The sequence below is a fragment of the Vreelandella neptunia genome (genome assembly GCF_022489065.1).
Lineage (GTDB): Bacteria > Pseudomonadota > Gammaproteobacteria > Pseudomonadales > Halomonadaceae > Vreelandella > Vreelandella neptunia_A.
The window spans coordinates 1-12,174 of record NZ_JAKVTW010000008.1; the positions used below are offsets into that span (position 1 = coordinate 1).

Genomic DNA, 12,174 nt, shown 5'->3' on the forward strand with positions numbered 1-12,174 from the left:
TGGCCGGGTTGGCAAGAGGGTAAGCGCAAAAAAACAAAAAAGCGGCAAGAGGGTTTCCTCCTGCCGCAAACCACCGATCAGAACGCCTGACCAGAGAGTGCTCGTTGGCGTAACTTAATTCACGCCATTAGTACGACGTTTCAGATTTCAAAACCCAATCCGAAATCTTCACTAGAGATAGCCATGAGACTGGACGCACCCGCTTGGATCATCTGCGCATGCGCTTTTGTACGTGGCAGTAAACGTTGATAGTAGAAACGAGCGGTATTCACTTTAGCGGCATAAAAGGCTTTATCGTCACCCTCTAAAGAGGCAGATGCCTGCTTAGTAGCGCGAGCAAATAAGTAGGCCAGCGTGACATAACCGGAATACATCAGGTAATCAACGCTTGCCGCACCCACTTCTTCGCGGTCCTGCATCGCTTTCATACCCACACCCATGGTCAGCTCGCCCCACTCAGCATTTAGTTTCGCCAGCGGCTCGACAAACTCCTTAAGGGCTGGATTGTCAGCTTCGGTTTTGCAGAACTTATGGATCTCTTTGGTGAAAACCTTTAGCGACTCACCCTGGCTCATGAGCACCTTACGGCCCAGCAGATCGAGCGCCTGAATACCGGTAGTACCTTCATACAAGCGGGTGATACGTGCATCGCGTACCAATTGTTCCATGCCCCACTCTTTGATAAAGCCATGGCCACCATAAATTTGGACGCCTTCGTTGGTGCATTCAAAACCCACTTCAGTCAGGAAAGCCTTAACAATAGGCGTTAACAAGCCAAGCAGCGTTTCTGCTTGGTCTCGCTCTTCACCCGGCTCGCCGTGCTCAACCACATCAAGCATTTGCGCGGTATACAGCACCAGCATGCGCCCACCTTCAGCGAAGGCTTTCTGGGTCAACAGCATGCGGCGAACATCAGGATGAACAATAATCGGATCAGCAGGCTTTTCAGGTGCCTGCTTTCCTGACAAGCCACGCATCTGTAAACGATCGCGAGCGTAGCTCAATGAATTCTGGAAACTGGCCTCAATCAATCCTAGCCCTTGAATACCCACACCAAGACGCGCAGCGTTCATCATGGTGAACATGCACGCTAGCCCTTTATTGGGCGCGCCCACCAAGTAACCCGTTGCACCATCGAAATTCATTACACAGGTGGCATTACCATGAATGCCCATCTTATGTTCGAGCGAACCACAGCTAACGCCATTACGCTCGCCCACATTACCCTGGGCATCGGGCATGTACTTGGGTACTACGAACAGCGAAATGCCTTTTGAGCCTTCTGGCGCGTCCGGCAATTTTGCCAGGACAAGATGAACGATGTTCTCAGCCAGATTATGCTCGCCAGCAGAGATGAAGATTTTGGTACCTGTAATCGCATAGGCGTCACCCTCGATGGGCACCGCCCGCGTCTTAATCAATCCGAGGTCAGTACCACAGTGGGACTCGGTCAAGCACATGGTTCCCGTCCACACACCCTCGACTAATTTTGTGAGGTAGGTGGCCTTCTGTTCTTCAGTACCGTGATGACGCAGTGCATCAGCAGCACCATGGGATAGCCCTGGATACATTCCCCACGCCAAGTTGGTAGCGCAGATCATCTCCGATAGCATCATCGCCAGCGAAGGGGGAAGCCCTTGCCCGCCATGCGCTGGATCGGCCGCCAAGCTAGGCCAACCACCTTCTACATACTGCTGATAGGCTTCTTTAAAACCATTAGGCGCTTTTACTTCCCCCCCTTCTAACAGGCACCCTTCTGCATCACCACTTTGATTAATGGGCAACAGCACCTCGCGAGCAAAGCGTGCACCCTCTTCCAAAATGGCGCTGACAACGTCTGGCGATGCTTCGTCACCGCTTGGTAGGCGCGCGTAATGAGCGGGATAATCGAGCATTTCGTCCATAACGAAACGCATATCACGAATAGGGGCCTGATAGCTGGGCATCGCACTTCTCCTAAAATAGGGGGTTTGGAAGCCAATCAATGTATATTGACAGAAGGCTTTCAAACACATGTTTGAAAACTAGCGCGAGCGCACCTCAGAGTCAAGCGAGCGTTTGAATTAAGTCTTGAAACACTCTAGAACTTTGGTCGCCCACTGCGTAAACCCTTAGCCCTAATAATAAAAAACTCGCCAGCCAAAAGCCGACGAGTCGCTCTATTTCCTTTGTTACCTACCTATCCCCTACTTATTGACTACCTACTGCATGCGAATACCACCATCCAGGCGAATCAATTCACCGTTAAGCATTGGGTTGGTAATAATCTGCTCAGCTAGCTGGGCAAACTCATCTGGCCGACCGAGCCGTTTTGGGAATGGTACGGCGGCGGCTAACGCCTGGGCCGCCTCATCAGGAATCTCGCTCATCATCGGCGTTTCAAATACACCTGGGGCGATGGCCATGACACGAATCGCATGCCGCGATAACTCCCTTGCCGCAGGCAAGCTCATTCCCACTACGCCCGCTTTAGAGGCACTGTAAGCGCACTGCCCTACCTGCCCATCAAAAGCGGCGATAGAGGCAGTATTAATAATCACCCCGCGTTCGCCGCTCTCATTAGGCACATTTTTGGCCATTGCGGCGGCCGCGAGGCGCATAACGTTAAAAGTGCCGATCAAGTTGATATTGATGGTTTTGGCGTAGCTGTCTAAGTCCGCCGGATTCCCCTCACGATCCACCAGCTTAGCTACGCTAACAACGCCAGCACAGTGAACCACCCCCGAAAGCCCACGCTCACCACCCAGCGCTACCGCTGTATCAACCGCCTGCTGCATTTGTTCGGCTGAGGTGATATCCGCCAGGCACGCTTGAGCCTGATCCCCTAACTGCTCAGCATGGATTTTGACACTATCGTTCAGGTCGCATAAAACAACACGAGCACCAGCGGCGACTAGCCGTTCAGCGGTGGCGGCCCCGAGCCCTGAAGCAGCGCCCGTTATTAAAAACGTACTATCCTTAACCTGCATAACCGTATTCCCTGTAAGCGTTATGTTTATTTAGCTTCTTTGGCTTCTTCCGCCGCCTGGGCGCGCAATTTAAAGCGCTGTATCTTGCCGCTGGGCGTTTTAGGCAATTCATCAACAAACTCAATAATGCGCGGAAAGGCGTGGGTCGAAAGGCGCTCGCGAACTCGCTGTTTAATCTCATCAGCGAGCGCGTCACTTGCCTCATAGCCTTCACGCAGCACGATATACGACTTTATGACCTCGCCGCGAATCTCATCGGGCTGTCCCACGGCTGCTGACTCTGCGACAGCGGGGTGTGTCATCACACTATTCTCAACATCCGTTGGCCCAACCCGGTAACCTGCGGTGGTAATAATGTCGTCATCACGCCCGGCAAACTGGAAAGTACCGTCTTCATTACGGATAACCACATCGCCAGTCAGGTAGTAGCCCTCTACAAAGGGGTTCTTCTCTTGCCAGGTGTACCCTGGAAAGAAGTGCGCAGGTGAATTGTTGATATCCACAGCAAGGACACCCGGCTCGCCAGCGGGCAGCTCTTTATACTCCGCGTCCAAAATCGCCAAGCGATATCCTGGCATCGGTACGCCCATTGCCCCCACATGCTTTAAATGGTCAAGCGCATGATGGTTATTACACGTCATGCCGGTTTCGGTCTGGCCGTAGTGATCCATGACGGGGCAGCCCAACGACCTCTCTACCCAGCTTACTACTTCAGTGTTTAGAGGTTCCCCCGCCGAACTAGCTGCACGCAGTTCCAGCGTTTGATAGGCGTCATCAAACAGCCCTGACGCCTTCATTAGCCGGTAAGCAGTCGGCGCCGCGGCAAAATTAGTAATGTGATGGCGCTTCATAAACGCCAGCGCGCCTTCGGCGCTGAACCCTGCCTCGCAAAAGTGGGTGGTCACGCCAAGTAAAAGTGGGCCGGTAATCGCATAGTACAAACCATACGCCCACCCAGGGTCAGCCATATTCCAGAAGCGGTCATCGTCACGTAGGTCAATGGCAAGTTCCATATAGATTGCAAAAGCCGTCATACCCGCCAATGGCACGGCAACCCCTTTGGGCTTGCCCACGGTGCCAGAGGTGAACATTTGCAAAAATGGCTGCTCTGGGGAAAGCCTGGGCGGCTTATCGCTCATTGACGTATGCGTCAATGCAGCTTGCCAATCTTGATCATCCGCATGCTCGCTGGTAGCACCTCCGACGGCTAATACCTGTGGGCACTGGCTTAAACCATCAAATTTATAGCGATTGGCGTGATCAGTAATCACTAGTTTGGTATCTGCTCGCCCTAACCGATAGTCAACGGCATCAGAGCCAAACGCGGTAAACAGCGGCTGATAAACCGCACCAATGCGCCAGGTTGCCAATACCGCAATCAATAGCTGGGGTGAACGCGGCAGCATGCAGGCAATTCGATCGCCCTTCTCCAGCCCTTGCGCTTGAAACCAACCCGCTAATTTAGCGCTCTGCTCGTCAAGCTCGGCATACGTCAGGGTATGCAGATCACCCTGCGTATCTTCTTGTACAAGCGCCAGCACATCGCCGCGCCCTTCCCGCACATGACGCCCACAACAGGCCTCAAAGGCATTAAGCATGCCATCCTGATGGTCATCCAGCCGGGCAATCACGCTATCAATGGAAAAATTTTCAAGGTAGTGCTGATAGTCGGGCAGTGGTTGTTGTGTCGCTGTCATGATGGCTCTCTAATGTGGTTGATAATTGTTGTTGGATAATGCTTTTGGAAATTGTTGTTAGTAATGAGCGCAAAGCAGTACAGGTAGGTGGTAAGCAAGGCTGCTAAAATCATCCGTTGACGTTAACGGAAACTTTAAGTTAAAAGCAACGCTAAAAGTAATCGTCTCAGAGAGCAAGCACTCTGATGGATTAAAGCGTTAGACGTTGGTAGGAGCTGTATAAAAGAGGTGGTTCAAGTAGGCGTAGGCATAATCATAGCGACTAGCTCGTCAGCGAGATCATCGGGTGAGCGGGAGCCATTAGGATCGTACCAGCGCACGGTCCAATTTAGCGCTCCTAGCACAAAACGCGAGACTAGAAAGCGGTCTCCGTGGATCAAGCCTGCTTCTAAAGCATCGTCGATGACAGCCACCCACAACGCCTCGTAAGCATCGCGTAAATGACTTAGATGGGCACTCGCTACAGGATCGAGTCGACGCCACTCAAAGAGCGCCACTACATGGGCATTACGATCGGTAAAAAGCGTTTCCAGGTGGGCACGGGCCATAGCGCGAAGGCGCACTTCAGGCTCAGCGCCACTGTTCTCAAGTGCTTTACGCGCAATCAACAAGGCATTTTGAGTGCCCTCCTCAATAACCGCAGCGAGAATTTCCTGCTTGTCTTTAAAATGATGAAACAGGCTCCCGGACTTGATACCCATTTCCTGCGCCAGCATACGCACAGTGGTGCGGTCAAAGCCCTCTTGGACAAATAGCTGGGCGGCAAGGCGCGTCAACTCCTTGCGGCGAGGTGATGCATTCATTACATTCATGTCATTTACACTAGCGCTTGCTTGGTTACTCTGGAGAAAACCACAGCACCGCCTACGGGTCAACGTATCACCCACTACTCAACCTGATAATCACAATAAACCTGAAGGAGATTGACCATGACCAACCCCACCGATGTGGTATTTCTCGCCGCCAAACGCACCCCGATGGGTGGCATGATGGGCAGCCTTTCGAGCATGTCGGCACCCGAGCTTGGTGCCATAGCTATCAAGGCAGCGATTGAAGATGCCGGTATCGACCCTGCTGCCATCAGCGAAGGCATTATGGGCTGCGTGCTCCCAGCGGGCGTTAAACAGGGCCCAGCACGCCAAGCAATGCGCCAAGCAGGCATTCCAGATGCTAATGGCGCCACCACTATTAACAAGCTGTGCGGTTCCGGCATGAAAGCAGCCATGCTTGCCCACGACTTAATCAAAGCAGGCAGCGGTGATATCTTGCTGGCGGGGGGAATGGAGTCCATGTCAAACGCCCCGCACATGCTGACAAAAGCACGCGGCGGCTATCGCCTGGGCCACGGCGAGCTCAAAGACCATATGTTTTTGGATGGGCTGGAAGACGCCGAAACGGGCAAACTAATGGGCGTGTTTGCCCAGGACGTGGCCACAGAACGCGGCTATACCCGCGAGCGACTGGACGATTTTGCCATTGCCTCGCTTGAGCGTGCCATGGCGGCCACTAACGCGGGCCACTTAAACGCTGAGATGGCGCCTGTTTCTGTCACCACTCGCCAGGGTGAAACCCTTGTCGAATACGATGAGCAGCCGTTTCAGGCAAAACTCGACAAAATTCGCCAGCTCCGGCCTGCTTTCGCCAAAGATGGCACCATTACCGCCGCCAACGCCAGCTCGATTTCAGATGGCGCTTCTGCATTGATTTTAGCCAGCCAGGAAGCGGCAGATCAGCACGGTATTAAGCCCTTAGCACGCATGCTGGGTCACACTACCCATTCACGCCACCCAAGCGAGTTCACCATCGCGCCGGTGGGAGCAATTGAAAAGCTGATGAAGAAGCTAGGCTGGGGCGTTAATGATGTCGATCTGTTCGAGATTAACGAGGCCTTTGCTGTCGTCACACTGATGGCCATGGATGATCTGGGCCTCCCCCATGACAAAGTGAACGTATTTGGCGGCGCCTGCGCTCAAGGCCATCCGATTGGCTCTACCGGCTCACGGATTATCGCTACGTTAATTCATGCGCTGCGCACGAAAGGTGGTAAACGCGGCATTGCAAGCTTGTGTATTGGCGGTGGCGAAGCGACTGCCGTTGCCGTCGAGCTCATCGATTAACCCATACCCCTAAAAAGCTAACATGAAGTGGGCACCGCGCCCTGGCGCTATAACGCCAGGGCGTTTTTCCATAACGCAGCAAACAGCCACGCAAGCCCCAACATAGGCAGTGACCAGCGATGAAACTCTGTCCAGATCCCCGGCTGGCGAGCCAAGCGCAGGGCAATCAAATTAGCCATCGAGCCTATCGCCAAACCAAAACCGCCTACACTTACGCCCCAGGCAAGTGGTTGCCACTCGCTCTGCTGAGTAAGCAACAGCGTTGCCGGTACGTTGGATACAGCCTGTGAGAGCAGCACGCCAACGCTGATATCGCCACCTGGCCATTGTCGCATTACGTTAATCGCCTGCTGAACGACGTTTAACTCGCCGATGACACTTAAATTGATGAACATTAATACGAACACGACCAGCAATAGCCAATCAATACTGAACACCGCTCGCCGGGCTACCAATAACATCGCTAGCAGAACACCTACCATCGCAGGCAACACCCAGCCCATGTCGACCGCAATCAAAAAAAGCGGGTAGCCGATTAGCGCCGCCCATAGCGGCTTTTGTTGCCGCGTTGTTGCCTCCACGGACGCTGCCTCCAAGCGTATTGACGCTTTTGGAAACGCAAAGGGAACAAGGAGTAAGAGCAGCAGCATAAGGCCCACTCCTAGCGGCAGCATTACCCATAAAAATTCGCCAAAGCCAATGCCTGAAAGCTGCCATAAATAAAGATTTTGCGGGTTACCAATCGGGCTCAGCGATGACCCTGCATTCACCGCCAGCGCCTCAAACACAATTAATCGCCCAATGGGCAGCGCAGCCATGCTGGCTAGGCTAAGCGTCAGCGGCACCACGATAAACAGTGCTACATCATTAGTGACCACTGCGGAGAGCAAACCAGAAAACAGCACCAAACCAACTGCTAAGCGTCGTTCGCCTCTCAGATGGACTAACAACTGACGCCCCCAGAGCGTTAAATATCCACTGAGCTCTAGCGCGCGGCTAAGCAGCATAAGCCCGGTCAGCACCGCAAGCGTTGTCCAATGAATCCGCTCGGCCATGTCAGCCAGTGACTGGGGCTGCAGCCACCACAAAACGCCCCATAGGCCGCTCATTGAGAGTAGCATAGGGTCGTTAAGTAAACGCTGAGAGAAAAAGACGATGGGCGTGATGAGCCGTTGGATCAATAGCAAAACAGTAGATACTCAGAGAAAACCGCATGATAGCGCTGACTGCCTCTGAATAAACATAAATTGTTGATTTCAGAATTTTAAGCGGACGTCATAACATCATTTTGAGGATTGCGCTGCCTCTCAGTATCAGGAAAAGCAGTGTGTTGATGGCTAAGTTGCTCCCATTCAGGATATTCAGCATTGCCATCACCGATATCAGCCAAACGTGTTTCAGCACCGTCCTCCGCGACACTAAATTGCCCAGCAAACTCACGCATTTGCAACGCTTCCTGGGATAACATCTCAGCGCTTTCGGATGCTTGATTGACTAAGCTCAGGGTGTCTTGTGTAGTGGTATCAATTTGCGCCACCGCTTGATTCACCTCTTCAATTCCGCGCCGCTGTTCCTCAGAGGCATTGGCTATTTGAGCCATCAACGTATTCACGTTACTAGCAGCCTGCATAATCGAGCGCGTATGTTCACCAGCCTGCTGAGACAGCACGCTACCCTGTTGGACACTCGCACTCGACGCTTCAATGCGCGACCGAATCTCGCTGGCAGCATTGGCACTCCGCGTTGCCAGCGCACGTACTTCATTAGCCACCACCGCAAATCCTCGACCATGTTCGCCAGCACGCGCCGCTTCAACCGACGCATTCAGCGCTAATATATTGGTTTGGAAAGCAATGCTTTCAATCATGCGAATAATGCTTTGAATCTCTTCGGAGTGATTATTGATCGCCTCCATGGTGGCGATAAACTGGGTAATCACCTCATCACCCTGCTGCGCTTTGTAGGAGACATCAGCGGTTGACTGATTAACATGCGCCGCGCTTTCAGCATTCTGGTTCACCGTGGCCGTTAGCTGTTCCAAGCTCGCCGCCATTTGCTGCAAAGCTGATACTTGAGTGTCGGTTTGGCTCGCTAGGAGTTGGTTCTGCTCGGTCATCTCCTGACTGTTGCTATATACCTGCTGGCTACTCACATTAAGTCGATTAACCGTGGCCGTCAGAGAGTGCTGCATCTTATCTAACTCACTGAATAGCTGACCAATCTCGTTGGTTGAGTGCGCTGTTACAGGCGCGGAGAGATCACCGTTCGCAATGCGCTGGAAGTGCCCAGTGATCGCTTTCAATGGGCGAAGCACATTTTTACGCACCCCCCAAGCGACCACCAACACCACCAATAGCGCCGCACCGATTACGGCGATTACGCCCCAAAACAGCAGTGATGAGACTTGCTCAAAGCGCACAAGCAAGCCGTTACCCCGCTGGGTAGAAGCGCTAAAAAAAGCCTCGGCACTTTGCACAAAGTGTTGGCTGCTATCATCCACTCGCGACTCACCCGAGAAGAAACCGGCTATGTCACGCTCTTCAAGCATCATCATCTGAAGATTAAGATTATTGTTAACGAATGATTGAAAGTTCGTCGCTAATTGATCAACCAGCACCTGTTGATCAGCTTCAAAATCGCTCGCTGCAAATTGAGCAAAGTGCTCAGAGGCCGAATCAAGCAGCCGCTGAGCTTCTTCTATCAAGGGATCAGGTCGATCAAACGAAGGGGTACGGATTAGCTCGGCCGCACGGTTCATCTGAATACGGGCACGCAATAGTTGAGAATAGGCACTATCGAGGTTGCTAATTTGCGCCATATCCCGCTCGTGAAGCGAGGTAAAGGCCTCACGACCAAAATGGTTAGCGAACAGGCCTAATGCACCGATGACGACAACCAAACCACTGAACGCTAACAACACAAGCGTCCAACTCGCTTTGACGCTTAAATTATTAATCCACTTCATATCGCCCTGCCCCTTTTAGTAAGATTAAACAGCCTTATGAAGGGGCAACCAAAGCCGCAGGCGACGACGAATTTCTAGTAACGCTTGCTCATATGCATCTGACTTGCCGATTAGGCGAGGATCACGAATATCCCAGAACAACACTTCCCCCGCCTGACCTTGCCAATCCCTGCAGGCTTGCTGCGCCTTATCACACAGCACTATGACAAAATCAAACGTCTCGCTCTCAAACTCATCCAACGATTTGCTGCGCAAGCCTTCAGTGGGAAGCCCTTGTTTGCGCAACGCCTCAAGCGTCAGTGCATGTGGTTCATCGGGCTCAGAACCCGCACTAAATGCGTCAAAACGATCATCTGCCATATGGCGAAGCAGCGCCTCCCCCATTAACGACCGTGCAGAATTGGCATTGCAGAGAAACAACACGCGACGCTTAGACATAAATAAATAGCCTCTAATGTAATTAACAGCTACCACTTTACGCGGGGTTCATGACGGCAATATTGCAGCCTGAAGGCGACGCTAGAAATATACGGAAAAACGTATATCATGGAGTAACTAATCTAAAACGCTCTAAACAGGTAGCCATCATGTCGCCGCTAAACAACCTACCCAACCTAGCTGATTTACCCAACATCGATACCGCGCTTTTTGAGCGGCCTAGCATTGAGCGCCTGGGCATTCCACAAAGCGCCGAGCATGCACCTAAAATATTGTTGTTATACGGCTCTTTGCGCGAACGCTCGTTTAGTCGTTTGACCGTTGAGGAAGCCGCACGCCTACTGACCGCCATGGGCGCAGAAACGAAAATTTTTGACCCTAAAGGATTGCCGTTACCGGATGCTGAAGATGCCAGCCACCCTAAAGTGGATGAGCTACGCACCTTAGCCCAATGGGCCGAAGGGATGGTGTGGTGCTCACCAGAACGTCATGGCGCAATGACCGGCATCATGAAAGCGTAAATAGATTGGATCCCGCTTTCGCTAGGTGGCGTGCGCCCTACCCAAGGCAAGACATTGGCAATCATGCAAGTATGTGGCGGCTCGCAGTCCTTCAATACGGTTAATCAGCTGCGCATTCTTGGGCGCTGGTTGCGCATGCTGACAATTCCCAATCAATCGTCAGTGCCGAAAGCCTTTATGGAATTTGACGAAAACGACCGAATGAAACCCTCTCCTTTCTATGACCGTATCGTGGATGTCATGGAGGAGTTGGTGAAATTTACGCTGTTGGTGCGCGAACGCAGCGACCTGCTCACGGATCGCTATTCAGAACGCAAAGAGAGCGCTGAAGACGTTTCCAAACGGGTTAATCAACGCGCTATTTAAAAAGGATCTTCACATGTCAGCATTGGACGATCACGCTTCACCCTCTACCTCAGAAGGAATGGGTAACTTCGAGCGCTACCTCTCGCTTTGGGTGGCACTGGCCATTGTGGCTGGCATCTTACTGGGACAATTTATACCAGCGGTACCGGAAACACTTTCGCGCTTTGAAGTGGCACAGGTATCGATTCCGGTAGCCGTGCTTATCTGGGCGATGATTTTTCCTATGATGGCGCAAATTGACTTCACCTCACTGCTGGGCGTAAGGCGCCAGCCTAAAGGTTTGATTATTACCACGACGGTTAATTGGCTGATCAAACCCTTCACGATGTTCGCCATTGCCTGGCTCTTCCTAATGGTGATCTTTCGGCCCTTTATCCCCGCCGAGGTAGCCAGCCAATATCTAGCGGGCGCTATTCTGCTGGGTGCAGCGCCGTGCACCGCCATGGTGTTCGTGTGGAGCTATTTAACCCGTGGGGATGCCGCTTACACCCTGGTACAAGTGGCGCTTAATGATCTGATCATGCTGTTCGCATTTGCCCCCATTGTGGTCTTCCTACTGGGCATCTCCAATATTCAAGTCCCCTGGGACACTGTCGCCCTGTCAGTGGTGCTGTATATTGTGATTCCGCTGGCGGCAGGCTATATAACGCGCCAAACCCTGATCAAAAAGCGTGGCGCAGAATGGTACGACAACGTCTTTATGAAGCGCGTGGGCCCAATTACCCCGATTGGCTTGATCATCACCTTAGTGCTGCTGTTTGCCTTTCAAGGCGAGGTTATTCTCAATAATCCGCTGCATATCGTATTGATCGCGATTCCGCTGATTATTCAAACGTTTTTGATTTTCTTTATTGCCTATGGCTGGGCTAAAGCCTGGAAGTTGCCACACAACATTGCCGCACCTGGGGCGATGATTGGTGCAAGTAATTTCTTTGAGCTGGCAGTGGCAGCCGCCATTGCGCTATTTGGCTTACAGTCGGGGGCGGCGCTGGCCACGGTTGTCGGCGTATTGGTCGAAGTGCCATTGATGTTGGCGCTGGTAAGAATTGCAAATAAGACCCGCCACCATTTTCCAGCAGACGCATATTAATCGGGAGTAAG

The 12,174-nt window shown here is 52.3% G+C and carries 9 protein-coding genes and 1 pseudogene; 3 read left to right on the plus strand and 7 right to left on the minus strand.

Annotated elements, in window-relative coordinates; genetic code table 11:
* Positions 1-140: 140 nt before the first annotated feature.
* The 4 genes from MLE19_RS11940 to MLE19_RS11955 all read right to left on the minus strand — a co-directional run bounded on the left by MLE19_RS11940 (position 141) and on the right by MLE19_RS11955 (position 5,469).
* Positions 141-1,946 carry an acyl-CoA dehydrogenase C-terminal domain-containing protein gene (locus MLE19_RS11940; protein WP_240718414.1) on the minus strand — a complete coding sequence of 602 codons (1,806 nt, stop codon included), beginning with the start codon at positions 1,944-1,946 and terminating at the stop codon, positions 141-143.
* Between the two features lie 255 nt (positions 1,947-2,201).
* The gene (locus MLE19_RS11945) at positions 2,202-2,969 is read right to left on the minus strand and encodes an SDR family NAD(P)-dependent oxidoreductase (RefSeq protein WP_240718415.1); all 768 of its coding nucleotides are present in this window, start codon (positions 2,967-2,969) and stop codon (positions 2,202-2,204) included.
* Positions 2,970-2,995: 26 nt separating this feature from the next.
* Entirely contained in the window at positions 2,996-4,666 is a 1,671-nt protein-coding gene (locus tag MLE19_RS11950) for an AMP-binding protein (protein WP_240718416.1), read from the minus strand.
* Between the two features lie 233 nt (positions 4,667-4,899).
* Positions 4,900-5,469 carry a TetR/AcrR family transcriptional regulator gene (locus MLE19_RS11955; protein ID WP_240718417.1) on the minus strand — a complete coding sequence of 190 codons (570 nt, stop codon included), beginning with the start codon at positions 5,467-5,469 and terminating at the stop codon, positions 4,900-4,902.
* Positions 5,470-5,595: 126 nt separating this feature from the next.
* Between MLE19_RS11955 and MLE19_RS11960 the strand changes: the two genes are divergently transcribed.
* Positions 5,596-6,783: an acetyl-CoA C-acyltransferase gene (locus MLE19_RS11960; RefSeq protein ID WP_240718418.1), complete on the plus strand. Its 1,188-nt coding sequence runs from the start codon at positions 5,596-5,598 to the stop codon at positions 6,781-6,783.
* 47 nt (positions 6,784-6,830) lie between these two features.
* Here the strand turns inward: MLE19_RS11960 and MLE19_RS11965 are convergent, their stop codons facing one another.
* From MLE19_RS11965 to MLE19_RS11975, 3 genes are all read right to left on the minus strand, one after another.
* On the minus strand, positions 6,831-7,970 hold the full coding sequence (locus MLE19_RS11965) for an SLC13 family permease (protein ID WP_240718419.1): 1,140 nt from the start codon (positions 7,968-7,970) through the stop codon (positions 6,831-6,833).
* Positions 7,971-8,047: 77 nt separating this feature from the next.
* Positions 8,048-9,748, minus strand: a complete 1,701-nt coding sequence (locus tag MLE19_RS11970; protein ID WP_240718420.1) for a methyl-accepting chemotaxis protein — start codon at positions 9,746-9,748, stop codon at positions 8,048-8,050.
* A 24-nt stretch (positions 9,749-9,772) separates the two neighbouring features.
* Positions 9,773-10,186: an arsenate reductase ArsC gene (locus MLE19_RS11975; protein ID WP_240718421.1), complete on the minus strand. Its 414-nt coding sequence runs from the start codon at positions 10,184-10,186 to the stop codon at positions 9,773-9,775.
* Between the two features lie 149 nt (positions 10,187-10,335).
* On the opposite strand from MLE19_RS11975, the pseudogene arsH reads away from it, so the two are divergent.
* Positions 10,336-11,073 (plus strand): annotated as a pseudogene (gene arsH / locus MLE19_RS11980) (arsenical resistance protein ArsH).
* 13 nt (positions 11,074-11,086) lie between these two features.
* Entirely contained in the window at positions 11,087-12,163 is a 1,077-nt protein-coding gene (gene arsB, locus MLE19_RS11985; protein WP_240718422.1) for an ACR3 family arsenite efflux transporter, read from the plus strand.
* Positions 12,164-12,174 lie beyond the last annotated feature (11 nt).